The organism is Streptomyces rubradiris (assembly GCF_016860525.1).
In the GTDB taxonomy this organism is placed as follows: Bacteria; Actinomycetota; Actinomycetes; order Streptomycetales; family Streptomycetaceae; genus Streptomyces; species Streptomyces rubradiris.
The window spans coordinates 4,547,270-4,571,042 of sequence record NZ_BNEA01000015.1; the positions used below are offsets into that span (position 1 = coordinate 4,547,270).

The 23,773-nt window shown below is 74.3% G+C and carries 23 protein-coding genes and 1 pseudogene; 11 read left to right on the forward strand and 13 right to left on the reverse strand.

Features of this window, described 5'->3' with window-relative positions; genetic code table 11:
• Nucleotides 1–10: 10 nt before the first annotated feature.
• Nucleotides 11–916: a MurR/RpiR family transcriptional regulator gene (locus Srubr_RS33490; protein ID WP_189992439.1), complete on the reverse strand. Its 906-nt coding sequence runs from the start codon at nt 914–916 to the stop codon at nt 11–13.
• A gap of 55 nt (nt 917–971) precedes the next feature.
• Here Srubr_RS33490 and Srubr_RS33495 point away from each other — a divergent pair, with 55 nt between their 5' ends.
• Nucleotides 972–1,355: a hypothetical protein gene (locus Srubr_RS33495; RefSeq protein ID WP_189992436.1), complete on the forward strand. Its 384-nt coding sequence runs from the start codon at nt 972–974 to the stop codon at nt 1,353–1,355.
• Nucleotides 1,352–1,627: a DUF4031 domain-containing protein gene (locus Srubr_RS33500; RefSeq protein ID WP_189992434.1), complete on the forward strand. Its 276-nt coding sequence runs from the start codon at nt 1,352–1,354 to the stop codon at nt 1,625–1,627. Before Srubr_RS33495 ends, Srubr_RS33500 begins: the two co-directional genes overlap by 4 nt.
• 70 nt (nt 1,628–1,697) lie before the next feature.
• On the opposite strand, the gene Srubr_RS33505 is transcribed toward Srubr_RS33500, so the two are convergent.
• The gene (locus Srubr_RS33505; protein ID WP_373313436.1) at nt 1,698–2,792 is read right to left on the reverse strand and encodes a GNAT family N-acetyltransferase; all 1,095 of its coding nucleotides are present in this window, start codon (nt 2,790–2,792) and stop codon (nt 1,698–1,700) included.
• A 35-nt stretch (nt 2,793–2,827) separates the two neighbouring features.
• The gene (locus tag Srubr_RS33510; protein WP_189992431.1) at nt 2,828–3,472 is read right to left on the reverse strand and encodes an HD domain-containing protein; all 645 of its coding nucleotides are present in this window, start codon (nt 3,470–3,472) and stop codon (nt 2,828–2,830) included.
• A gap of 174 nt (nt 3,473–3,646) precedes the next feature.
• Between Srubr_RS33510 and Srubr_RS33515 the strand changes: the two genes are divergently transcribed.
• Nucleotides 3,647–4,345 carry a copper homeostasis protein CutC gene (locus Srubr_RS33515; protein ID WP_189992428.1) on the forward strand — a complete coding sequence of 233 codons (699 nt, stop codon included), beginning with the start codon at nt 3,647–3,649 and terminating at the stop codon, nt 4,343–4,345.
• On the opposite strand, the gene Srubr_RS33520 is transcribed toward Srubr_RS33515, so the two are convergent.
• Complete coding sequence (locus tag Srubr_RS33520; RefSeq protein WP_229926564.1) at nt 4,342–5,091, reverse strand: LppU/SCO3897 family protein; 750 nt, start codon at nt 5,089–5,091, stop codon at nt 4,342–4,344. The two genes, Srubr_RS33515 and Srubr_RS33520, sit on opposite strands and share 4 nt — an antisense overlap.
• A 79-nt stretch (nt 5,092–5,170) precedes the next feature.
• A complete protein-coding gene (locus Srubr_RS33525) occupies nt 5,171–7,234 on the reverse strand; it encodes a HelD family protein (protein WP_189992426.1) in 2,064 nt (687 codons plus the stop codon).
• 491 nt (nt 7,235–7,725) lie between these two features.
• Between Srubr_RS33525 and Srubr_RS33530 the strand changes: the two genes are divergently transcribed.
• Both Srubr_RS33530 and Srubr_RS33535 read left to right on the forward strand, forming a co-directional pair.
• The gene (locus tag Srubr_RS33530) at nt 7,726–7,926 is read left to right on the forward strand and encodes a hypothetical protein (protein WP_189992423.1); all 201 of its coding nucleotides are present in this window, start codon (nt 7,726–7,728) and stop codon (nt 7,924–7,926) included.
• A gap of 42 nt (nt 7,927–7,968) precedes the next feature.
• Nucleotides 7,969–9,093 carry a glycosyltransferase 87 family protein gene (locus Srubr_RS33535; protein ID WP_373313435.1) on the forward strand — a complete coding sequence of 375 codons (1,125 nt, stop codon included), beginning with the start codon at nt 7,969–7,971 and terminating at the stop codon, nt 9,091–9,093.
• Here the strand turns inward: Srubr_RS33535 and Srubr_RS33540 are convergent.
• A complete protein-coding gene (locus tag Srubr_RS33540) occupies nt 9,045–10,694 on the reverse strand; it encodes a DNA repair helicase XPB (protein ID WP_189992422.1) in 1,650 nt (549 codons plus the stop codon). The genes Srubr_RS33535 and Srubr_RS33540 overlap by 49 nt on opposite strands.
• Nucleotides 10,695–10,833: 139 nt before the next feature.
• On the opposite strand from Srubr_RS33540, the gene Srubr_RS33545 reads away from it, so the two are divergent.
• A complete protein-coding gene (locus Srubr_RS33545; protein WP_189992418.1) occupies nt 10,834–11,370 on the forward strand; it encodes a hypothetical protein in 537 nt (178 codons plus the stop codon).
• A gap of 558 nt (nt 11,371–11,928) precedes the next feature.
• Here Srubr_RS33545 and Srubr_RS33550 read toward each other — a convergent pair.
• Nucleotides 11,929–14,565, reverse strand: coding sequence for a helicase C-terminal domain-containing protein (locus Srubr_RS33550; protein ID WP_189992415.1), 2,637 nt, complete (start codon nt 14,563–14,565; stop codon nt 11,929–11,931).
• Nucleotides 14,566–14,665: 100 nt separating this feature from the next.
• Here Srubr_RS33550 and Srubr_RS33555 point away from each other — a divergent pair, with 100 nt between their 5' ends.
• Together Srubr_RS33555 and Srubr_RS33560 are read left to right on the forward strand one after the other, a co-directional pair.
• Nucleotides 14,666–15,709, forward strand: a complete 1,044-nt coding sequence (locus tag Srubr_RS33555) for a hypothetical protein (RefSeq protein WP_189992412.1) — start codon at nt 14,666–14,668, stop codon at nt 15,707–15,709.
• 91 nt (nt 15,710–15,800) lie between these two features.
• Entirely contained in the window at nt 15,801–16,445 is a 645-nt protein-coding gene (locus Srubr_RS33560; RefSeq protein ID WP_189992410.1) for an HAD family hydrolase, read from the forward strand.
• Here the strand turns inward: Srubr_RS33560 and Srubr_RS33565 are convergent.
• Nucleotides 16,409–16,672, reverse strand: coding sequence for a hypothetical protein (locus Srubr_RS33565; protein WP_189992408.1), 264 nt, complete (start codon nt 16,670–16,672; stop codon nt 16,409–16,411). The genes Srubr_RS33560 and Srubr_RS33565 overlap by 37 nt on opposite strands.
• Before the next feature lie 165 nt (nt 16,673–16,837).
• Between Srubr_RS33565 and Srubr_RS41735 the strand changes: the two genes are divergently transcribed.
• Entirely contained in the window at nt 16,838–17,221 is a 384-nt protein-coding gene (locus tag Srubr_RS41735; RefSeq protein WP_189992406.1) for a cold-shock protein, read from the forward strand.
• A gap of 16 nt (nt 17,222–17,237) precedes the next feature.
• On the opposite strand, the gene Srubr_RS33575 is transcribed toward Srubr_RS41735, so the two are convergent.
• The 4 genes from Srubr_RS33575 to Srubr_RS33590 form a co-directional block, all read right to left on the reverse strand.
• On the reverse strand, nt 17,238–18,095 hold the full coding sequence (locus Srubr_RS33575) for a 1,4-dihydroxy-6-naphthoate synthase (RefSeq protein ID WP_189992404.1): 858 nt from the start codon (nt 18,093–18,095) through the stop codon (nt 17,238–17,240).
• Entirely contained in the window at nt 18,082–18,780 is a 699-nt protein-coding gene (locus Srubr_RS33580; protein WP_189992776.1) for a futalosine hydrolase, read from the reverse strand. The genes Srubr_RS33575 and Srubr_RS33580 overlap by 14 nt, the downstream gene beginning before the upstream one ends.
• 23 nt (nt 18,781–18,803) lie before the next feature.
• On the reverse strand, nt 18,804–19,295 hold the full coding sequence (locus Srubr_RS33585; RefSeq protein WP_189992402.1) for a DUF2771 family protein: 492 nt from the start codon (nt 19,293–19,295) through the stop codon (nt 18,804–18,806).
• A 91-nt stretch (nt 19,296–19,386) separates the two neighbouring features.
• Complete coding sequence (locus tag Srubr_RS33590; protein WP_189992401.1) at nt 19,387–20,775, reverse strand: MFS transporter; 1,389 nt, start codon at nt 20,773–20,775, stop codon at nt 19,387–19,389.
• A 281-nt stretch (nt 20,776–21,056) separates the two neighbouring features.
• Between Srubr_RS33590 and Srubr_RS33595 the strand changes: the two genes are divergently transcribed.
• Nucleotides 21,057–21,983 (forward strand): DUF3027 domain-containing protein, encoded by a 927-nt coding sequence (locus Srubr_RS33595; RefSeq protein ID WP_189992399.1) that lies wholly within the window; start codon nt 21,057–21,059, stop codon nt 21,981–21,983.
• Nucleotides 21,984–22,012: 29 nt separating this feature from the next.
• Nucleotides 22,013–22,480: a GNAT family N-acetyltransferase gene (locus Srubr_RS33600; protein ID WP_189992397.1), complete on the forward strand. Its 468-nt coding sequence runs from the start codon at nt 22,013–22,015 to the stop codon at nt 22,478–22,480.
• Nucleotides 22,481–22,486: 6 nt separating this feature from the next.
• Here the strand turns inward: Srubr_RS33600 and Srubr_RS33605 are convergent.
• Nucleotides 22,487–22,882, reverse strand: a pseudogene (locus Srubr_RS33605) (ATP-binding protein); the annotation flags it as partial.
• Nucleotides 22,883–23,773 lie beyond the last annotated feature (891 nt).

Below are 23,773 nucleotides of genomic sequence, written 5' to 3' on the forward strand. Positions count from 1 at the left end.
TCCCTACGGTCTATCGCGAAGCGCTCCGGTGCCGGTGCGCCAGCGCCTCGTAGGACGCGGCCAGCGCCGGTGCCGCCGTCTCGTACGTCCGCTGCGCCACCCCGACGAACAGACAGTCCACCACCAGCAACTGACTGGTCCGGGAGGACATCGCGGCGGGCCGCAGCTCGGTCTCCCGCGAGGTCGACGTGGTCAGCACGAGATCGGCGTACTGGGTGACCGGCGAGTCCGGCCGCCCGGTGACCGCCACCGTCGTCGCCCCGTGCTCGAAGGCGACCCGCAGCGGCTCGATGACGTCCCCCGTCGTCCCGGAATGCGTGATCGCGATCGCCACATCACCCGAACGGAGCTGCACGGCGTTGGTCACCGCCAGATGCGGATCGCTGTGCGCGTGGGCTATGAGACCTATCCGCAGCAGCTTCTGGGTGAGGTCCTGGGCGACCAGCCCGGACGCGCCCACGCCGTACACGTCGGTGCGCCGGGCCGCGACCAGCGCGGTGACGGCCGCCCCGAGCTGCCCGGTGTCGAGTCCGGCGGCCGTGTCGGCGAGGGTCTGCTGCTCCTCGTAGGCCAGCTTGGCGACGACGTCGTCCAGGGAGTCGTCCACCGCGATGTCGGTGGTGATCGCGGGTGCGCGGCCGGACTGCTGCTGGGCGGCGAGTCCGGCGAGGGCGAGCCGCAGGTCCCGGTAGCCGGGGTAGCCCAGCAGCCGGGCGGTGCGCACGACGGTGGCCTCGCTGGTGCCGGTGAGTTCGGCGAGGCCGGTGACCGTGAGGGCGGCACAGCCGGCCGGGTCGTTGGCGACGGCCTCGGCGACCCGCTGCATGGAACGGGTCATGGACGGGGCGAGCGTGCGCACCTTCGCGGCGAGGGAGCCGACCGGACTGCCGAAAGTTTCCTTCACGTCCTGGGTCACAGATGAAAGATATTTTCGGTTCGGTGTCCCGGTCAAGACTGCGCACAATGGGTGCATGGACCCCATCAGCCCCCTGGAACAGGCGTTGCACGCGGCCCGCGCCCTGGTGCTCGCGGACCTGGTCGCGCGCGAGGTCGCCGAGGCGGACGTGGTCTCGCTGGTGGAGGAGTCCATCGCCCAGCGGCGCTGGTGGGTCGAGCAGTGGCCGGACGGCGCCGCCTTCGTCGCCGGGCTGGTCGCCCAGGACGTGCAGGACGCGCTGCTGGAGCGGTACGGCCGCTGGCCGCTGTGCCCGGTGTGCGGCTCCGGCGACCCGCACGCGCTGGACGTGGAACCCGAACTGGGCCCCGACCCGCACTGGGTGTGCCACAAGGCGGGCGTGAAGGTCGCGGCGGTGGGCTCGCTGGGCTCGGCCGTCGGCGGAACGGCCTCGTCGTGACCCTGTACGTCGACCCGCCCGCCTGGCCCGGGCACGGCCGCCTCTGGTCGCACCTGGTCAGCGACGCTTCGTACGACGAACTGCACGCCTTCGCCGACCGGTTGGGCCTGCCGCGGCGGGCCTTCGACAACGACCACTACGACCTCCCCGAGCACCGGTACGCCGACGCGGTGGCGGCCGGGGCGGTGCAGGTCAGCAGCCGGGAAGTGGTCCGGCTGCTGCGGGAGTCGGGGCTGCGCCGGCCCAAGGGACGGCGGGCACGGGGCGGGTAGCCGCGGCTGGAGCCGTGCGCGGCGCGGTCCGGTGAGGTGCGGGCAGGCGTGGTGGATCAGGAGCGGCGGATCAGGAGCGGCGCAGGTACAGTCCGAGACCGGGCTCCATGTCGTGCTCGTCGTGGGCCGTCCGTTCCTCCTCCACGGTCGCCCGGACGAAGCCCGCGCGGGCCGCGACTTGCTGGGAGGCGGTGTTGCCGTGCTCGATGGTCAGCAGCACCAGATCGACGTCCTCGCGGGCCAGCGCCCACTCGGTCAGCGCGCGCAGCGCCTCGGTCGCGTAACCCTGGCCGCGGGCCTCCTCCACGAGGTCGTAGCCGATCTCCACCCGGCCCTCCTCGTCGGGGGCGCCGTGGAAGCCGATGCCGCCGAGGGCGCGGCCGTCCTCGTTGCGGACGACGGCGAAGACCCCGAACTCCGGCCGGTGTACGCCCGCTTGGTACGCCTTCACCAGCATTCCGGCGGCCTGCTGGGTGCCGGTGTACGGCTCGCCGCCGAGCCAGTCGAAGCCGCCGTCGCCGCCGAGCCGCAGATCATGGGCGGCGGCCGGGCGGATGCCGGTGAGGGTGCACCGCTCGGCGGGGATGACCAGATTGTTGCGCCAGCGCCATTCGGTGACGGGGGCGCGGCCGGGCAGCTCGCCGCGGCCGGTGGCCCACAGCAGGGTCGGCCAGGGCTCGGGGCCCGGCTGGACGTGCGGGAAGATCCAGGTCAGGACGGATTCGGCGAGGTCCGCGGAGGGCTCGTAGGGCAGGCCGAGGCCCTGGGTCATGTCGTGGGTGTGCAGCAGCACCTCGGCGACGCCCATCGCCGCGAAGCCCACGCGGTCGGCGCTGCCGTACGGGTAGGGGTGGTAGGCGCGCACCCCGGGCGGGGCGGTGGTGACGGCCGCCGCCAGCAGACCTCCGGTCGCCTCGATGACCTGGAGCAGGTCCGCGTTGCCGGCGCCCTTGTCGGGGGTCAGCTCGAAGGGGACGTAGTCGTCCTGGGCGCGCGCGACCAGGTTGGAGGCGTAGGCCACCAGGTCGTCGGCGACGTGCACGGCCGTGGTGCGGCAGTCCCAGTCCAGGTTCCCGGCCGGGACGGCCGTCCAGTCGCGGTCCACCGCCGGGCGCAGGGCGGCGAGACAGCCCGCGACGGCCTCGGTCACGGCATCGCCGTTCATCGATCGCATGGGCGAACCCTAGGCGGCGGTTTCCCTCAGGTCGACAGCATTTCCAGCTCGCCGGACAGGTTGTAGCGGGCGGTGGCCTCCCAGTGCTCGCGGCCGTAGGGGGTGTGGAACAGGTGCGGCAGGCCGAGGAGTTGGCGCAGAACCGCCGAACGTCCCTCGCGGAAGGCGTCGTTGGGCACGAAGTGGTACTCCTCGCGGATCGCGGCGGTGTAGGCGGCGTACGCGGACGGGGGCGCGGCCAGGACCGCGAGGTCGGCGTCGCACAGCACCTGGCCGTCGGGGTCGTCGCCGGCCGGGTCGTGGCCGACGGTGAGCCGGACCAGCCGGGCCACCTCGGCCGTCTTCGCGTCCGGCAGGCCGGCCTCCGGCAGGGCGCGCTCGGCCAGCCGCGCGGACCGCTCCTCGTTCTCGGACCGCTCCGGGAGGTAGACGGCGTCGTGGAACCAGGCGGCCAGCCGGACCGCGTCCGGGTCGGCCGCGTACCGCTCCAGGGTGTCGACGTGGTCGAGCACGGCGGTGAGGTGCGCCACGGTGTGGTAGTGGCGCTGCGGCTCCTGCCAGCGGGCGAGCAGGTTGTCGGCGTACGGGGCGGGGTCGGGGCCGCCGCCGGGGGCACGGGCGGCCTCCAGGGCGCGGATGAAGCGGAGTCGCAGGGCGTCGAGGTCGGCCATGGCCCCATTCTTCCGCGCCGCCCGCCGCCTGCCGCCTCGCGCATGCCGACGGACCGCCGGTCGTCCCGTTCGTACGGCTGGCCCCCGTTCGTACGGCTGGCGCTGGGGGACGGGCATACTCTTGAATTGGACTAGACCTGTAGTCGCCCGACGAATGCCGATGAATGGGGTGCCATGAGCAAGCGTGCAGTCCTGGAGGTGATCGCCCTCGACCTTGAGGACGCGGTCGCCGCCCAGGCCGGAGGCGCGGACCGGCTGGAGCTGGTCACCGAGATGGCGGCCGACGGGCTCACCCCCGCGCCCGCCACCGTCGCCGCCATCCGCGCCGCCGTCGACATCGACCTGCGCGTGATGCTCCGCGTCGCGGACGGCTTCGCGGCCGGCGACCTGGACCGGCTGGTCGGCCTGGCCGGCGAGCTGCGCGAGGCCGGCGCCGACCAGTTCGTGCTCGGGTTCCTCGCCGAGGACGGCGGCGCCGACGTGGCCGCCGTGGAGCGGGTCGTCGACGCGCTCGACGGCTGCCCGTGGACCTTCCACCGGGCGATCGACCGGGCCGCCGACCGGGACGCCCTGCGCAAGCAGCTCGCCGACCTGCCCGGCCTGGACACCTACCTGACCGCGGGCGCCGCTTCCGGCGTGGACGACGGCCTGCCCACGCTGCTCGCCGAGGCGGCGCAGGGCGGCGGCCCGGGCTACGAGCAGCAGATCATGGTCGGCGGCGGGCTGCGCCTCGACCACGTGCCCCGGCTGCGCGAGGGCGGTATCGAGGCGTTCCACATCGGCGGCGCGGCCCGCCCCGCCGGCTGGCAGGGGCCGGTCTCGGCGGAGGTGGTCGCCCAGTGGCGCACCGCGCTGGACGCGGACGTCGGCTAGTCCCGGACCGCGTCGGCCGGGGGCGTCGGCTCCTTCCGCACCGGGTGCAGGCACAGCGGGGTCGCGCCGTTCGCGCTGTACTGGAGGTAGGCGTAGTAGTCGCCGTCCGCGCAGTACCCGTTGTGCTGCTCGGTGACCAGGTACTGGGCGTCCGGCGAGTCGCAGGGGACGTTCCTGAGGTCCTGGTGGGGCCACTCGCGGTCGTTGTGCGCGCACGCCCCGACCGAGAGCGGCTCGGTGTTCTTCCGGGGCTGGAAGCGCACCCGGGACGGCTCGTCGGAGCCGCCGGCCGCGAGCAGGACGGGTACGGCGATCACCAGCGCGGCCAGGACAGCGAGCGGGAGCAGCACGGCCGGCCGCCGCAGCAGCGGCCGGCCGGGGTCCAGCGGCGGGCGCCAGGCGGCCGTGACCGGTGCCGGCAGCTTCCGGATCCGGGCCAGCGCACCGAGGTTGACCAGCAGGGTGACCGGGGTGATGACCACCGACAGCGGCCCCCACCAGCCCCGTATCAGGGTGTCCCGCTGTGTCTGCCGGAACACGGCCAGCGCGCACGGGCGGCACAGCGTCCCCCGCCGCCGCAGGAACCGCATGAGCACCACCATGCCCTGGTGCCCGCGCACGGTCACCGGCGCGGCGGGCAGCGCCCCGCACACCTCGCACCCCGGCCCGGCGACGAGCGGGTACGGCGCCCCGGGCTGCTGGTACGGGTACGCGGGATACGGGGAGTGCGGGTACGGCGAGCTCAACGGGGGCCTCTCCAGGGGGACATGCCGGAACGGATCAGCACCCTACTCGGCGCGCCGCGGGGCTTCGGTGTCGTACGTGTCACGCGTCCCGCTCGGCGAGCTGCGGGGGCAGCGGGGCCGCGTGCGTCACGATCAGGCCCGACACCGCCCGGGTCAGCGCCACGTACAGCCGCCGCAGGCCGGTGCGTTCGTCCGGCTCGCCGTCCACCACGGCCCGCGGCTCGTCCAGCACCACGTAGTCGTACTCCAGGCCCTTGGCGAGCGAGGCCGGGACCAAGGTCAGCCGGGTCTCGCGGGTGGTCTCCTCACCGGGCGCCAGGTAGGAGATCCCGGCGGCCGTCAGGGCCTCGGCCAGCTCCGGGATGCGGGCGTCGGCGGCGATCAGGCCCGTCGAGCCCTCGTTGCGCAGCAGCCGCGCGCAGGCGTCGACCACGTCGGCCGCCCCGGCCGCCGTACGCACCTCGAAGAAGCCGGGGTTCTCCCGGACCGAGGCGACCGGGGTGAGCCCTGGCGCGATGTGCGGCAGCAGCCGGGAGGCGTACGCGATGACGTCCGTCGGCACGCGGAAACCGGCCGTCAGCTCCTCCACCGCCCCCTCCGGCTTGCCCAGGTGCGCGAGCGCCTCCGCCCAGCTGCGGGTCGCCCACGGGGTCGTGCCCTGCGCCAGGTCGCCCAGCACGGTGGCGCTGCCGGTGGTGCAGCGGCGGCCGACGGCCCGGTACTGCATGGGGGACAGATCCTGCGCCTCGTCCAGCACCACGTGCCCCAGGGAGTGCGTGCGCTGGATCAGATCGGCCGCCTCGTCGATGAGCACGGCGTCCGCCGCCGACCACTTGGCCGACTTCACGCTGCGCGCCGGCCTGGTCCACAGGACCGCCTTCTGCTCGTCCTCGTCCAGGATTCCCGCGGCGTGCTCGGCGAGGAACTCGGCGTCCGACAGCAGCCGCAGCACCAGCTTCGCCGGGTCCACGGCCGGCCAGATCGCCTTCACGGCCGCTTTCACCGCGCTGTTGCGGGCCACCGCGTCCTGCACCCGGTCGTCCGGCGCCTCCCCGGCCTGCTCCATCCGCACCAGCACCGCGTGCGCGATCCGCTGCGGCAGCGCCTCCCGGGCCGCGCCGTAACGGATGTCCCGGGCCAGCAACTCGCCGACGATCTCCTCCAGTTCGTACGCCGGAATCCGCCAGCGCCGGGAGCCGCGCACGACCACGACCGGCTCGGTGGGCGGGGTCACGTGCGCGTACAGGGCCCGCCGGAGCACCTCGGCCATCCGGGCGTCGCCCTTGACGATCGCGGCGGCGGCCTCGTCCGTGCCGCGCACCTCCACATGGGCGACCAGGTCGTCCACCGTCGCCTGCCGCACCGTCAGCTCGCCGAGCGCGGGCAGCACCTGCTCGATGTAGTGCAGGAAGGACCGGTTCGGCCCGATGACGAGGGTTCCGGTGCGGGCCAGCCGCTCCCGGTGGGCGTACAGCAGGTACGCGACCCGGTGCAGGCCGACGGCGGTCTTCCCGGTGCCCGGACCGCCCTGCACACAGACCGTCCCGGACAGGCCGGACCGGACGATCTCGTCCTGCTCCGGCTGGATGGTGGCGACGATGTCCCGCATCGGGCCCACGCGCGGCCGTTCGATCTCCCGCTGGAGCAGTTTGCTGGTGGTGGCGGCCTCCGCCGGGTCGGACAGGTGCTCGTCCTCGTACGCGGTCAGGTCGCCGCCGGTGTAGCCGAAGCGCCGGCGCAGCCCGACGTCCATGGGGTTCTTCTTCGACGCCCGGTAGAACGGCTGCGACACCGGTGCGCGCCAGTCGATGACCATGGGGTCGCCGTCGGCGTCGTGCACGTGCCGCCGCCCGATGTAGAACCGCTCGCCCCCGGCGCCCTCGGCCTGCTCGGCGCCCGGCGCGCGCAGGTAGTCCAGGCGGCCGAAGAACAGGGGGGTGTCGCTGAGGTCGGCCAGCGCCTTGATGCGCTCGTCGATCTGGTGGGTGAGAACCTCGGCGTTGACCCAGTTCGCGGTGACATCGCGGATGTCGAGCGCCTCCACGTCCTCGCGCATGGCGCGCAGGGCGGCACGGGACGCGGCCAGGTGGGCGCGCTCCCGGGCCAGGGGGTCGTCGAGCGGGTCGTGGGCGGGCGTGGACAAGGGGGTGCCTCCGGTGGGCCTGCTGCTGCGTGGGCTACGACGATGCCGTCCGGTTTCCGGCCGGGCGGCGGCACTCCGGGAGGGAGGCGGGCAAGGGCGGAGATTTTAGGCGGGGCACCGGGAACCGTCCAACGAATTTCCGGTACCGCCCGTTCCTGGCCCGTGCGTCGGCCGTTCCTGGCCCGTGCGTCGGCCGTTCCTGGTCCGTGCGTCGGCCGTTTCGCGGTTTGTGTGTCGGCCGTTCCTGGTCCGTGCGTCGGCCGTTTCGCGGTTTGTGTGTCGGCCGTTCCTGGTCCGTGCGTCGGCCGTTTCGCGGTCCGTGTGTCGGCCGTTCTCCGGCTGTTTCCGGTGTTCCTGTCCTGCCCGTCCCCTAGGGGATCGGGGCCAATCGGTCTCAGGGGCGGTGTCCACCCGGGGGCCTACGAGGGGCGGCCGAAATCTGGACCCGGGGGCCGATGCGCCGGCGGTGCCCGGAGATCCACCATGGAGTCATGAGCGCAGCGACCATCACTCCCGCCCCCTTCCGGCCGCCGTCCGGCGTCACCACCCTGGACGGCACCCACCACCACCCGCTGGGCAACGCCCTGCGCGCCGTCAAGGTGTTCGCCGAGGCCGCGTTCAGCGTCGTCATCCTCGGCGAGTACAGCGAACACGGCGAGTACGGCGAGGAAGCGGGCATACGCATCAAGTGACGACATAGGGTCGGCTCCGTGCGGAAACGGACCGCCCTGATCCTGCTCGCCCTCTCCCTCGCCTCCTTCGGCACGCTCTGCGCCCTGCGCGGCGCGCCCATGGCCGACCTCCTCGTCTACCGCGCCGAGGGCGCCGCCGTGGCCCACGGCACCGACCTGTACGGCTTCACCGTCACCGAGTGGCGGCTCCCCGCGACCTACCCGCCCTTCGCCGCGATCCTGTTCGTCCCGGCGGCCTGGCTCCCCGTTCCCGTCCTGAAGACGGCGTTCCTCGCGGCCAACGTTCTCCTGCTCGCCGCCCTCGTCGTCCTGTCCGCCCGCCTGGCCCGGCGCACCCCGGCCCCGGCCGTGGTCTGCGCCGCCACCGCCCTCGCCCTCTGGCTCGAACCGGTCTTCCAGACCCTGCTGTTCGGCCAGGTCAACCTGGCCGTCGCCTGCCTGACCCTGTGGGACCTGACCCGGCCCCCGGGCGCCCGGTGGGCGGGAGCGGCCCTCGGGATCGCGGCCGGGATCAAACTCACCCCGGCCGTGTTCCTGGCGTGGCTGCTGCTGCGCGGCCGGATACGAGAGGCGGCGACCGCGCTCGCGGCCTTCGCGGGGACGATCGCGTGCGGAGCCGTGCTGCTGCCCTCGGCGACCGTCTCCTTCTGGACCCGGCGGCTGTGGGAGACCGGCCGGGTCGGCAAGGCGTGGATCGTGGACAACCAGTCCCTCCAGGGGCTGATCGCGAGGATGCTCGGCGATCCCGCGCCGGGCCTCGGCTGGGTGCTGCCGGCACTGGTCACCGGTGCCGTCGGCCTGGGGCTCGCGGGCCGCGCCCGGCAGGAGCGGCACGGCATCCTGCTCACCGCGTGCACGGCCCTGCTGGTCTGTCCGATCAGCTGGTCCCACCACTGGGTGTGGTGCGTGCCGCTGCTGGCGGTGCTGCTCGGCGACGGCCGCCGGTGGGCGGCGGCCGCCACGGCGGCGGTCTTCACCGCCCGCACCCTGTGGCTCGTCCCGCACGCGGGCGACCGGGACCTGCACCTGCCGTGGTGGCAGCAGCCGGCGGCGTCCCCGTACCCGCTGCTGGCGCTGGCCCTGCTGGCGGGGGCGGCGGCGGCCCGCCGCCCGGGGCGTCAGGCCGCGCCCTCCGCCAGGATCTCGTCGGCGTCCACGATCCGGTAGGCGTAGCCCTGCTCGGCCAGGAACCGCTGCCGGTGCGCGGCGAAGTCCTGGTCGATGGTGTCGCGGGCGACCACCGAGTAGAAGTGCGCCTGGTGGCCGTCGGCCTTGGGGCGCAGCACCCGGCCGAGCCGCTGCGCCTCCTCCTGCCGGGAGCCGAAGGTGCCGGACACCTGGATGGCGACCGTGGCCTCGGGCAGGTCGATGGAGAAGTTCGCGACCTTCGACACCACCAGCACGCTGATCTCGCCCTCACGGAAGGCGTCGAAGAGCTTCTCTCGCTGGGCGTTGGAGGTCTCCCCCTTGATGACAGGAGCGTTCAGATGCTCACCCAGCTCGTCGAGCTGGTCGATGTACTGGCCGATGACCAGGACCTGCTGCCCTGCGAACCGGCGGACGATCGCCTCGGTGACCTTCCGCTTGGTCGCGGTGGTGGCGCAGAAGCGGTACTTCTCCTCCGCCTCGGCCGTCGCGTACGCCAGCCGCTCGGAGTCGGTCAGGTTCACCCGGACCTCGACACAGTCGGCGGGCGCGATATAGCCCTGCGCCTCGATCTCCTTCCACGGCGCGTCGAACCGCTTGGGCCCGATGAGGGAGAAGACGTCCGACTCCCGGCCGTCCTCGCGCACCAGGGTGGCCGTGAGCCCCAGCCGGCGGCGCGCCTGGAGGTCGGCGGTGAACTTGAAGACGGGCGCGGGCAGCAGATGCACCTCGTCGTAGACGATCAGCCCCCAGTCCCGGGAGTCGAACAGCTCCAGGTGCGGGTAGACGCCCTTCCGCTTGGTCGTCAGCACCTGGTAGGTGGCGATGGTGACCGGCCGGATCTCCTTCTTGGTGCCGCTGTACTCGCCGATCTCGTCCTCGGTCAGCGAGGTCCGCTTCACCAGCTCGTGCTTCCACTGCCGGGCGGAGACGGTGTTGGTGACGAGGATCAGCGTGGTCGACTTCGCCTGGGCCATCGCCCCGGCGCCGACCAGCGTCTTCCCGGCGCCGCAGGGAAGGACGACCACACCGCTGCCACCGTGCCAGAAGTTCTCCACGGCCTGCTTCTGGTACGGGCGCAGCGCCCAGCCGTCCTCCAGCAGCTCGATGGGGTGCGCCTCGCCGTCGACGTAGCCGGCGAGGTCCTCGGCCGGCCAGCCCAGCTTCAGCAGCGTCTGCTTGATCTGCCCGCGCTCGGAGGGGTGCACGACGACCGTGTCCGGGTCGATCCGGGCGCCGACCAGCGGGGCGATCCGCTTGGACTTCAGCACCTCCTCCAGCACCGGCCGGTCGGTCGTGGTCAGGACGAGGCCGTGCGCGGGATGCTTGCTGAGGGTGAGCCGGCCGTAGCGGTCCATCGTCTCGGCGATGTCCACGAGCAGCGCGTGCGGCACGGGATAGCGGCTGTACTGCACCAGGGCGTCCACGACCTGCTCGGCGTCGTGCCCGGCGGCGCGCGCGTTCCACAGGCCGAGCGGGGTGACCCGGTAGGTGTGGATGTGCTCGGGGGCCCGCTCCAGCTCGGCGAAGGGGGCGATGGCCCGCCGGCAGTCGTCGGCCCGTTCGTGGTCGACTTCCAGCAGCAGGGTCTTGTCGGACTGGACGATCAGTGGACCATTCACGCGCGGCACACCCTTTCCACAACGGCCAAACGTCCAGTGTGCCTCATCGGGCGGGTTTGTCCGGAGGCCGCGCACTGTGCAACCCCGTCCCGTCCCCACGGGTCTACGCCTGCGACGGGGGCCGAGGGGAGGGCGTGGAATGACAGCGGTCAGATGGGCGACCGGCGCGGGGGCCGTGGTGGTGCTGGTGGGCAGCGGCGTCTGGGCCATGCGGCCGGGGCAGGTCGATGCCCGGCTGTGGGCGGAGGTCCGGCCGGTGATCGAGGCCCGGCTGGCGGCGGAGCAGCGGGGCACCGGGTACGGCGAGGAGGTGCCCGCGCTGGAGGCGCACTGGTTCTGCCGGGCCGAGCCGGTCGGCCTGGAGCGGCACGGGGACGAGGTGCGGGCGGGCGTCGACACGCTGTGCGTCGAGTACGGGGTGCGCGACGGCGGTCTGGTGGAGTGCGGCGGCGGACACGTCCCGCAGGTGCTGCGGCTGGCGCGGGCCGCCGACGGCCGCTACCGGGTGGTCTCGCGCGAGCAGGCTCCCGACGGCGCGGGCAACGCGGACTGGACCGAGTCCCACTTCGGCCGCCGCACACTCGCCCTGCGCGCCGACATGTCGTCCACCCCCTTGGAAACCGCGGCCCGCGCCCGCTACGGCCTGCGGGAGGACGCTCCGGTCGGAGACTGCTGAGGGGGTGTGGCGCGGCCCGGGGGCCGGGGTCGGGCGGGGGTGTCCGGTCGGGCTTCTGCCGACTGACGGGTGCGGTCGGTGGGGCGGCGTTGCCAGGTCGGGGTACGGACGGCGTGGTTGGCGGGTTCGGCGTCTGGGACGGGGACGCCGGGCCCGGGCCGGGAGCGCCGGTCACGTGCCGCCGGACTGCCGGGCGGGGGTGATGATCATCATCGCCGGACTGCCGGACTGCCGGACTGCCGGACTGCCGGACTGCCGGACTGCCGGACTGCCGGACTGCCGGACTGCCGGACTGGACGCTGGGGTGCGGGCTGTGCCCATGCAGAAGCAGCGTCCCCGGCGCCCGCGACCGCCCGGCGAGCCGCGCCGCGCGCAGTCCCCCTACCGGGAACCGGTGCTGTATCGCGGGGACCGGTGCCCAACGGTGCGGGAACGTCGACCCACGCCATGTCGGCGCTGGCGCGGGCCGGGCTGCCGGCCGGAGGCGCTGGTCGCGGGCTTCCGGGGCGGTCTGCCGGCGGCGGGGCCCGGGTGGGCGTGGCGTCGATGGGGGCCGGCTCAGTCCTCCGCCAGTTCGGCCACCCCCGTGATCCGGTGCAGGGGGTAGGTGCGGACCTCGTCCGCCGTGTGGTCGTAGGCCGTGACGAAGCCGCCCTCCACCCGGACCGGCGAGATGACCCGCTGGCTGGCGGCGCCCTCGGCGTTGACGTAACCGATCCACAGCGAGTCGCCGGTCAGGACGGCGGCCTGCACGGTGGCCAGGGTCTCGGCGGAGGAGGTGCGGGGCAGCTCGCCGCCCGCCAGGGGCTCGCCGACGGGCTTGCGCGGAGTGGTGGCGGCCAGATCACCGGCCCGGATCGCGCGGATCGCCGCCGCGAGCAGCGTCGCGTCGGGCGCCGGCGGCCCGTCCGGCACCGGCTCGGGCGCGGTGCGCGGCGGGGTCCGGTGCGCGTGGGCGAGGGCGATCAGCACATCGCCCTCGGCGGACTCGGCGGCGGGCGCGTACCCCATCGCGCGCAGCCCCTCCAGCAGCGTCGCCGGGTCGGTCGGCGCGGCCAGCACGGTCGGGGCGAGGCGGCGCAGCCGCAGGGCGGCGGCGCGCTTGTCGGCGAGGATCTCGTTCAGCAGGGCGTCGTCGTCGCAGCGGACGTACGCCGATGCGGCGCCGACCCGCAGATGGCCGTGCCTGCGGGCCACGTCGTCGATCAGATAGGCGAGCGGCTGCGGCACCGGGGTGCGGGAGTGCTCGGTGAGGAAGGCGTGCAGGTCGGCGGCGGTCCGGCCGGCGTCCAGGGCGCGGCGGACGGACGCCGGGGTGAACCGGTACACGGTCGCCCCGCCCTTGGACTCCACGTCCGCGAGCACGCCCAGCACGTCCGCGAGCGGGCGCCGCAGCGGGCCGGGCGCGACCGCCGTCAGGTCGGCCTGGAGCAGCACGTGGTCCAGGGGCTCGGGCAGCAACGGCGCGAGCAGCCGCGCGGCCGCGGCCCCCGCGACGGCCTGCTCGGGCCCGGACGGCGGCACGAGCCGGTCGGGGACCCGGTGGCGGTGCACGGGAAGCTTGTCCCCGGGACCGCCGGAGGCGGGGGATCCGGGGTCGCCGGCTCCGGACGTGTCGGCCTGAGCGGTCTCGACGGCACCGCGCCCGCCGGCCGGAGTAGACCCCGCGGCCGGCACCTCGGCCGTCGAGGAGCCCGAGTCGGCCGCGGGGGGCGCTCCCAGCAGGGCGCGCCCGTGGGAGGAGAGGGCGCCCCGGCCGGTCAGGCCCAGCAGTTCCGCCTCCGACAGGGTCCAGCGGGCCAGCCGGGACCGCAGGTCCTCCTCGCCGTCCCGCCGGCCGCCCCGCAGCGGACGCTCCCAGCGCAGCCGGGCCAGTACCGACTCGGCGTCCGGGGCGGCGCCCGGCCCCAGCCCGGCCAGCAGGGCCAGCACCCGGTGCCGTACCTCGGGCGCGGCGGACCGGTCGAGCCCCGGGCCGAGCGCCGACAGCGTCCGGTCCTTGGCGTCCCGGCCGCCGACCACCCCCGGAGTCCGGGTGGCCGCCAGCCACGCCTGGGCGAGCCGGACCCAGCGCTCGGCCGGCGGCTGCTCCAGCCACTCGTCGTAGGCGGGGGTGGCCGCGTACCGCTCGTCGGCCTCGCCGTCGGAGGCGACCAGGCCGGCCGCGTACGCCAGTTCCACCCAGAAGGCGGCGACCGGCTCGGAGACGTCCAGGGCCACGGCCGTCCGCTTCAGGTCGCGGACGCTCAGCCCGCCCGCCCGCAGCACGGCCGGGCCGCCCTCGTCCCACTCCTTCAGCAGCTCCTCCACCGTGGCCAGCGCGGTGTACGCCTGCCCGGCCGCGGTGGCGTCCACCACCCGCGGGCTGTGCGTCGCGGCCGGTACCACGGCGGGCGGCAGCGGCTCGGGGGCCCGGTGGGCGCGGCCGGCGCGCAGGTGCAGCGCGACCTCGCGGGGGAGCACGACCGTGCCGGGCGTGGTCGGCAGCAGCAGGCCACGGTCCAGCAGCCAGCGCAGATGGGCCGCCGGATCCGCGGTGACCTGCCCGTACGGCGGCCCCCACTCCAGCCGGGACAGCACCTCGCGGGCGGCCTCCGGGGCCTTGGCGAGCAGCTTGGCCAGCTTCTTGCGGTGGGTGAACAGGGCGGTCAGCGCGGCCACGGCGGACACCGGGTCGTGCGTCGACGGCAGCCCGGCCGTCGTCAGGATCTCCTGGATCCGCCCCGGGGACATGCCCGAGGTGGCCTCCTGCACGGTCGGCCCGAGCCCGGTGGGAGACGGGTGCTGCGGGGAGGGGGCCAGCACCTCGCGGGCGGTCCGTACCAGCCGCAGCCGGTCGTCCCCGCCCCACACCAGCGCCTGTTCGCGCAGGGTGCCGAGGGCCCGCGGCAGCGCGCCGGCCACGGCCGGGTCGCCCGCGTCGCCGGCCATCAGCCCGAGCAGGGTGTCGTACGACGCCGGGTCCGGGGCGACGGCCAGCGCCTCGGCCGTCTGGAGCGCGAACCGGTCCAGCCGCTCCAGGGCGCGCAGCACCGACGCACGGGTGCCGGCGCGCGTGGCGAGCTGGGTGACATCGGTGGGCACGGGGGTGACGAGGTCCGGGCGGCTGCGCAGCAGCGCGGCGAGGGAGGAGTCGTCCCGCGCGCGCAGTGCCTCCGCGAGGGACCGAGGGGCTGAGTGGGCCTCGGGGCTCATCCGGTCAACGTTAGCGGACAACCCATATGCCGAGGGCATCCACCGGGAAGCGGTACCGTCCCTCCCGGGGTTTCCAGTCGGCGCACCCCGGAGGGGTTCCGTGGGGATCGAGAGCGATCAGGTCGTCTACGAGTATCTGAGCCGCGTCGGTGACATCGCCCAGCAGCGGCAGTTGCCGTCGGCGGCACGCATGCGGCTCGTGTCGGAGCTGCGCAACGAGATCGACCGGCACCGGGCGAAGGCGACGGTGGACTCGCCCGCCGCCGTCCGCCGCATCCTGGACCGCCTGGGCAGCCCGGACGAGGTGGTCACGGCGGCGGGCACGCCCGACGGCGCCCCGCAGCCGCCCGCCACCGCCGTACCGGCCCAGCCCTCCGCCGAGGAGCGGGCGGCCCGGCGGGAGCGGCCCAAGGGACTGCGGCGGGCCGTACCGGGCCCGCGCCCCGCCGAGCCCGGACCGCCGCCCGCGGCCCGGGCCGCGCCGGCCCCGCCGCACCTCGCCCCCGCGCACGAACTCGGCGACGGCACGGCACCGCCCGACTGGTGGCGCGTGCACGGCCCGGTGGCGGACGCCGACCCGGTGCCGGGGTTCGTCGGCGGGGTGGAGATCCCGGAGCTGCTCAAACGGCCCCCTCGGGAGGCCGGGCCGGCCCCCGCGGAGACCGAGGGCAAGGCCCCGACGGAGGCCGAGCCGGCGCCCGCCCCGCGCCGCCGGCTGCGCGGACTGCTGCCGGCCCGCGCCAAGGCCGCACCGGCCAAGGCCGGCCCGGCCGAGGCCGCCGGGGCTCCCGCCCGCGGGCCGCTGTCCGGCTGGTCCAACCCGCTACTGCTGCTGGCCGCCGCCGCGCTGGTCGCCGGCGCCGTCCTCGGCAACTGGTTCGCCCTGCTGCTCGGCTGGGCCATCGCCTACGGCTCCCGGCGGCTGACGCCCGCGGAGACCAAGTGGGCGGTGATGATCCTGCCCGGCGCGGCGGTCGCGGCGGGCCTGCTCTGGCTGTGGGGCCGCACCGACGGCCGCTGGGGCACCCCGATCCCGCAGGGCCACATGAGCGACGCGATCGGCGACACCTGGCCGTGGGTGGTCCGGGGCGCGGCGGTGGCCTCGGCGCTGTACCTGGTGTGGCGCTCGCAGCGGAAGGGGTAGCGCCGGGGCGAAGGCGACCGCGCTACGGCCTGGCCGCCCAGAGGGCGCACGGCCCGGGCCCGCCCGGTCTTACCCGTCCGCACCCGGCAGAATGTCCCCCATGGCCTCCACCCTGACCGTCGGTTTCGACCTGGACATGACCCTCATCGACTCCCGCCCGGGCATCCGCGCCTGCTACCGGGCCCTGGCGGAGCGCACCGGCACGTTCATCGACGCCGATCTGGCGGTGACCCGGCTCGGTCCGCCGCTCGTGGAGGAGCTGGCCCACTGGTTCCCGCTGGAGCGGGTGCCCGAGATGGCCGACATGTACCGGGCGATGTACCCCTCCATAGCCATCGCCGCGACGACCGCGATGCCCGGCGCCCGGGAGGCGGTGGACGCGGTGCGCGCGGCCGGCGGGCGGACGCTGGTGGTGACGGCGAAGTACGAGCCGAACGCCAAACTGCACCTCGCCCACCTCGGCATCGAGCCGGACGTGGTCGTCGGCGACCTGTGGGCCGAGCGGAAGGCGCAGGCGCTGCGCGAGCACGGCGCGTCCGTATACGTCGGCGACCACGTCGGAGACGTCCGCGGGGCCCGCGCCGCAGGTGCGTTTTCGGTCGCCGTCGCGACCGGACCGTGCCCGTCCGAGGAGCTGGGCGCGGCCGGCGCGGACGTCGTCCTGGCCGGTCTTCCCGCCTTCCCGGAATGGCTGGACGGCTACCGCGAGGCGCTCGGGGCGGCCCCCCGCGCCTGACGCCGTCCGGCGGCGACCGAGCGCAGCACACCGGCACCGGCGACGAGGAATCCGACGGCCATGAGCATGCTCAGACCGAACATGTAGGTCGGAAAAGGCTTCGCGCCGAGGAAGAGCGGGGCCACCGTGACCAGGGTGGCCACGGCCCCGAGGAAGAAGACGACGGCACCGGCCCGGATCAGTCGGTCACCGGGCGCGGCGGAATTCGCTTGGGTTTTGTCACGCACCGGACCAGGGTAGTTCCCTGCGCGAGAGAACAACCGGGGGACGTCTTGTCACCCGCCCGAAGACCATTAGCCTTGGTATCGGCGGGTCATGGTCGACCCGCTCTAGTGCTATCAAGAGCAGTTTCCGAAGTAGTTTTCCCAACGAGTACGAGGACGAGGACAGACGTGCCTACCGGCAAGGTCAAGTGGTTCAACAGCGAGAAGGGCTTCGGCTTTCTCTCCCGCGACGACGGCGGTGACGTCTTCGTCCATTCCTCGGTTCTCCCCGCCGGAGTCGATTCACTCAAGCCGGGACAGCGCGTGGAGTTCGGGGTCGTCGCCGGTCAGCGCGGTGACCAGGCGCTGTCGGTGAACGTGCTCGACCCGACGCCGTCGGTCGCCGCCGCCCAGCGCAAGAAGCCGGACGAGCTGGCGTCGATCGTGCAGGACCTGACCACCCTTCTGGAGAACATCACCCCGATGCTGGAGAAGGGCCGTTACCCGGACAAGGCCTCCGGCAAGAAGATCGCCGGCCTGCTCCGCGCGGTCGCCGACCAGCTGGACGTCTGACCCGGCCCGGGCTTCCTCAGGGGAAGTCCAGCGCCTTCGGGCCGAGGGGCGGCAGCAGCCCCTCGGCCGCCGCACGGGTGAGCAGCCCCCGCACCGCCGCGTAGCCGTCCTCGCCGAGGTCGTCCGTGAACTCGTTGACGTACAGCCCGATGTGCTGGTCGGCGACGGCCGGGTCCATCTCCTGGGCGTGCGCCATGACGTACGGCCGGGAGGCCTCCGGGTCGTCCCAGGCCATGCGCACGGACGTGCGGATCGATTCGGCCAGCCGGGTGAGAGTGTCCGCGCCCAGCGACCGCCGGGCGATGATCGCGCCGAGCGGGATCGGCAGCCCGGTGGTCCGCTCCCAGTGCTCGCCCATGTCGGCGAGCTTGTGCAGCCCGTAGTCCTGGTAAGTGAACCGGGCCTCGTGGATGACCAGGCCCGCGTCCACCTTGCCGTCGCGTACGGCCGGCATGATCTCGTGGAACGGCATGACCACGATCTCGCCGACCCCGCCGGGCAGGGTGTCCGCCGCCCAGAGCCGGAACAGCAGGTAGGCGGTCGACTTCTCGCTCGGCACCGCGACCGTACGGCCCGTCAGATCGGCCTGTGGTTCCCGCGTGAGCACCAGCGGCCCGCAGCCTCGCCCCAGCGCGCCGCCGCACGGCAGCAGCGCGTACTCGTCGAGGACGTAGGGCAGCACGGCGTACGACACCTTCAGCACGTCCAGCTCGCCGCGCTCGGCCATGCCGTTGGTGATGTCGATGTCGGCGAACGTCACGTCCAGCGCGGGTCCGCCGGGCACCCGGCCGTGGGCGAGGGCGTCGAAGACGAAGGTGTCGTTCGGGCAGGGGGAGTACGCGATCGGCAGGGACCGCTGCTCACTGGTGGTCATGTGGGTTCCAACTCTCCAATGCGGGCGCGAGCTTCCCGAAGCCCTCGGTGAGGGCGGCGAGGGCGTCGCCGATGCGCCAGGCGGCGCGGTCCCGGGGTCCCACCGGGTTGGAGACGGCACGGATCTCCAGCGCGGGTACCCCCTGCGCGGCGGCGGCCTCCGCCACCCCGAACCCCTCCATGCCCTCGGCGAGCGCGCCGGGGTGCCGGGCCCGCAGGGCGGCGGCGCGGGCGGCGGTTCCGGTCACCGTGGAAACGGTCAGGACCGTGCCGGTACGGGCGCCGAGGGCCTCGGCGGCGACTCGTACGGCTGATTCCGGCGGGCGGTGCGTGACGGTCCCGAAGCCGAGTTCGGTGACCGGGAGGAAGCCGTCGGCGGTCTCGGCGCCCAGATCGGCCGCCGTGATCGCGTCGGCGACGACGAGCGAGCCGACGGGCGCGTCCGGCTGGAAACCGCCGCCGATCCCGGCCGAGACGACCAGGCCGTAGGGCCGGCCGGCCAGCGCGGCGGCGGTCAGCGCGGCGGCGGTGGAGGCGGCGGCGAGCGCCGGTCCGACACCGGCGGCGAGCAGGTCCCAGCCGGCACCGGTACGGCACAGGACCGCGCCCGGCAGCCGTACCTCCTCGGCCGGCGCGGGCAGCGCCCCCGCCACCGCGTCCCGCTCGACGGGGACCGCGGTGGCGATGAGCACGGGAACGGGGGGCGTGGTCAGTCCTCGGCCTTCTCGTTGCCGTCCTTCAGCTTGAAGGACCACATGCCCTTGTTCTCCTTCTCGCCCATCTGGATCGCGAGCGAGTTGGTCTCGCCCTCCGTGCCGTACTGGGCCTTGAAGAAGGCGTTGCCCGGGATCGTGCGGTACGTGTTGTGGCTGAGGTCGGTGGCCGGACGGCCGTTGACCAGGACGAACCAGCCCTCGTCCGCGATCTTCGGGTCGACGCCGATGCGGACGGTGTCGTCCTGGCCGACCTCGATCGACTTCACGTCGTCGGTGTTCTTGACGCAGTCCTTCAGCGAGTCGGCGGACAGCTTGTCGCCGTCGTTGTAGCACAGGGCCTCGGAGTTGACCGAGTTCCCGCCGACGGTGACCGTCGCGACAGGGGTCGGCTTGTCACAGGCCGACAGGACGAGCAGTCCGGCGGAAACGGCGCCGGCAACGGCGACGGCGCGGCGGCGTCGCACAGCGGATTGCAGCGTGGTCATGGCCGAAGGCTATCGGGCGCCCGGAGCCGTCCGCCCACGTGGGGTACGGCGTGCCCGGTTCGTTACGCCACGTGCGCCGGCGGCCGGTTCGTCAGGTCGCGCGTGCCGGGCAGCCGCCGCCCCGGGCCGAGGCGAGCAGCCCGCGCAGGGTGGTCAGCCAGCCGGCGGCCACGAAGACGGCGCCGACCAGCAGCCCCACCGTGCCGTCCAGCGGCATCACGATGCCGACCGCGCCGCCGAACACCCACGCCATCTGCAACAGCGTCTCCGAGCGGGCGAAAGCCGCGGTGCGCACCGCCTCCGGCACGTCCCGCTGGATCAGCGCGTCCAGCGCCAGCTTGCCCAGCGCCTGCGCGCACCCGGCGACCGCCGCCAGACAGGCCACCGGGAACGCCCCGAAGAACAGGCCGGCGAGCAGCGCCACGCCGAGCACCACCGCGACGACGGTCACGATGATGATCTCCGGGGCGCGGGATCTGAGCCAGGCGCCCACGGCCGTCCCCAGCGCGTTGCCCGCGCCCGCCGCGACGCCCACGATGCCGAGCGAGACCGCCGCGGTCTGCCCGGCCAGCGGATGCTCGCGCAGCAGGAAGGCCAGGAAGAAGATCAGGAAGCCGGACAGGCAGCGCAGGGAGGCGTTGGCGCCGAGCGCGTAGGTGACGGCGGGCCCGACCGAGCGCAGCCCCGGCCGTCTGGCCCGCTCCCCGGGCGGACGCAGGGGGCCGGAGGCGAGCAGCGCCACGTCCTCGCCCTTGGCCGAGTCCACCTTGGGCGGCAGGGAGAACGACAGAAACGTCCCGGCAGCGAAGATCACGAAGGCGCCGTACAGCGGCCAGGGGTCGCCGAGCGCGTGCAGCCCGGCCGCCACCGGAGCCGCGGCCCCGGTGGCCAGCAGTCCGGCGAGGGTGACCCGGGAGTTGGCCTTCACGAGGGAGAAGCCTCGTGGCAGCAGCCTCGGTACGACGGCGCTGCGGATGACGCCGTACGCCTTGGAGGCCACCAGTACGCCCAGCGCGGCCGGATACAGCTCCAGCGCGCCGCTCGCCACCGCCCCCGAGATGACCAGCGCGAGCAGCGCCCGGGCCAGCATCGCGCCCGCCATCGCGGCCCGCCGCCCGTGCGGCAACCGGTCCAGGAGCGGTCCGATGACGGGGGCGAGCACGGTGAACGGGGCCATGGTGATGGCGAGATACAGCGCGACCCGGCCGCGCGCCTCGTCGGTGGGCACGGAGAAGAACACGGTCGACGCCAGCGCCACGGTGACCATGACGTCCCCGGCGCCGTTCACCGCGTGCAGTTCGATCAGCTTGCCGAGGCCCGACTCGCCCGCGCCGTGGGCGTGGGTGGCCCTGCGGATGCCGCGTGCCGTGCCGGTGACCGGGAAGCGCAGGGCACGGCCGACCGCGCGGACGGCGCCGCCCACCCGGCCCGAACCGCCGCCCCGACCACTCGCCTTGCCCGTGGCTGCCACGACGTTCATAGTGCCCTGGGACCGGGCCGGACAGCGCGGTACGGCACGGACGGCGGCGTACGGCGGGCAGCACGGGTGGACGGCGTGGCGCCGGATACGGTCCGGGTGGGAAAATGCACGAATCCCGCCCGGTGTAGCGTGCCTGTCTCAGCCATAACGCAGAATGGATGGCAGAGGTGCGCCCGGGCGCGCGGATGCAGACGTCGATGCGGTCCCCAGGTCCGCTCCGTAGGCGAAACCGCCGGAGGCAGCCGCACTCGACGAGACGGCGTAGGAGAGAAGCGATACCTGTGAGCGCAGCGACAACGCGAAGCCGCACCCCCGACCGCCTGTGCGCCGAGGCCGTCGACCTCGCCCGCGCCGCCGCCGAGGAGGCCGCCGCGCCCGGGGTGATCGGCGAGCACACGGGCCTGGTCTCGGAGGGTGACCGCGTTGTCACGCACTTCTTCGAGTGCAAGGAGCTGGGCTACCGGGGCTGGCGCTGGGCGGTGACGGTGGCCCGCGCCTCCCGCGCCAGGATCGTCACGCTCGACGAGGTCGTCCTCCTGCCCGGCCCCGACGCCCTCCTCGCCCCCGAGTGGGTGCCGTGGAGCGAGCGCCTGCGCCCCGGCGACCTCGGCCCCGGCGACCTGCTCCCCACCGACCAGGACGACCTGCGCCTGGAGCCGGGCTATATCGGCGAGGAGGAGCCGCCGCCCAACTCGGCGGTCTCCGAGGAGATGCGGGAACTGGCCGAGGCGGAGGACGCCGACGTCACCCCCGGCACCCCCGCCGTCCAGCTGACGACGCCCTCGCGCGGCTCGATCGCGGCGGTCGCCGAGGAACTGGGCATGCGCCGCGCCCGCGTGCTCTCCCGCTACGGCCTGCACATCGCGGCCGACCGCTGGGAGGAGGCGTACGGCCCGAAGACCCCGATGGCCCAGGCGGCTCCGGCCACCTGCGTCAGCTGCGGCTTCCTCACCCCCATCGGCGGCTCCCTCGGCCAGGCGTTCGGCGTGTGCGCCAACGAGTTCTCGCCGGCGGACGGCCGGGTGGTCTCCCTGGCCTACGGCTGCGGCGGCCACTCGGAGGCGGCGGTCATGCCCAAGCCCCCGCAGCCCGCCGCGCCGGTCATCGACGAGACCCGGGTCGACCCCTTCCCGCTCCGCCCGGCCCGTGACTCCGGCTCGGTCCCGGAGACCGGCGACGACGAGACGGCGGAGCTGGGCCACTCCTGAACGGCGGCCTCCGCTGCCAGACTGCCCCGGTGATCATCAGAACGGCGCAGGAACAGGACCTTCCCGGCTTCCTCGGGCTGGCGTCCCAGGTGGAGCACTGGTTCGGGCCCATGGTGGCGGACCCCGGCTTCACCCGGGCGGTACGGCAGAGCATCGGTACCGGTACGGCGCTGGTGGCGTCGGAGGAGTCCTCCTCCGGCCTCCTCGGCGCCGTCCTCTTCGGTGCCGCTCCGCCGGTCCACCACGTGCACTGGCTGGTCGTCACGGACGGGGCGCGGGGGCGGGGCGTCGGGAGCGCGCTGCTGTCGGACGCGTTCCGCAGATGGGTCCGCGGTCCGGCCACCGTGGAGGTGGTCACGTTCGGCGCGGACCACCCCGGTGCGGTGGCCAGTGGGGCGCGCGTGTTCTACGAGCGCCTCGGCTTCACCCCGGCCGAGCCGGCGGCCCCCGGCCCGGAAGGCGGCTCCCGGCAGGTCTACCGCCGCCACGTCCCCTGAGCCGACCCGCACCTCGGCCCATACGGTCTTGCGTGGCGCGGGCCCCGGCGCGGTACCCCAGCGGTCCGCGAAGGCGTCGACGAGCAGCAGCCCGCGTCCGGAGTCGGCGTCCGGCGCGGGGCGGACCCGCTCCGGCAGCCGGTCACCCCGCGTGTCGGTCACCTCGATCCGCAGCACGTCCCCTACGGGGTACAGCGTCAGCCGGAAGTCCCGCCCGGCCGCGCGGCCGTGGACGACGGCGTTGGCGGCCAGCTCCGCGACGATCAGGGCGGCGGGGTCCATGGGCAGTCCCCAGGAGCGGAGTTGCTCCGTGGCGAGGAGGCGGGCGAGCCGGGCCCCTCGCGGGGTGGGGGACAGCTGTATCGAGAAGTTCGGGGCAGGGGTGGGGGGTTCGCGGTTCACGTACTCAGCGTGTCCGTTTTCGACGCTGCTGAAGAGTGACGGAGCGGTTGCGTAGAGTCACTGTCCGCGCATGTCCGGTGGTGTCCGGGAGTCGGGGTCGTATACGGACCGGTGTTGCCATGGTTGCCGTGGGGCCGCCCGCTTCTCGGCGATTGTCGTGCCTCCGCGAGCTGAGTCAAGGGCGCGTTCCGCGTCGCCTTCGGCGATGGGCCTTCGGCCCACCCTTGACACACCTCGCTCCAGCACGGGGGAGAAGCGAGCGGGCGGCCAGGGGAAAGTGGCCGGCTGGACTTGGTTGGGCCCTGCGGTGGGCTGCGTTCGCATCGTGGGTCGGGGATGCGCGCTCGCGCCTCGCCTGCACGCCGGGTGTGTTTGGCGGCTTGCGGGTTGGTGGGTGGTGTGTGGTGGCGCCGGGGGTGATGGGGGTGACGGGTGATCGGTGGGGAGTGATGGGTGACGGGTGAGTGGTGGGTGATGGGTGGGGAGTGATGGGTGACGGGTGGGTGCTGGGTGCTGGGTGCTGGGTGGTGGGGTGGTGGGTCTGGGGGTGGGTTGTTTTGGACTGCTTGTCCATAACTAGGTCCCCTGTCCCTCGCCTCCTCGCTCCTCGCGTATCTGGGCTGTTGTGGCGGTAGCTGTCGTCCGCCGCCCCGGTTCGCGAGATGGCCGCTCGCCCGCAGGGTCCGCCCGCCGGGCCGCAAGCCGCCGAACCGACCCGGCGTGCAGGCGAGACGCGATCGCGTGCTCACCACAGGGCCTGAGGCCGCTTGACCGGCCCGGCGTGCAGGCGAGACGCGATCGCGTGCTCACCACCGGGCCTGAGGCCGCTTGACCGGCCCGGCGTGCTGGCGAGACGCGACCGCGCACCCGCCACCGGGCCGCAAGCCGCTG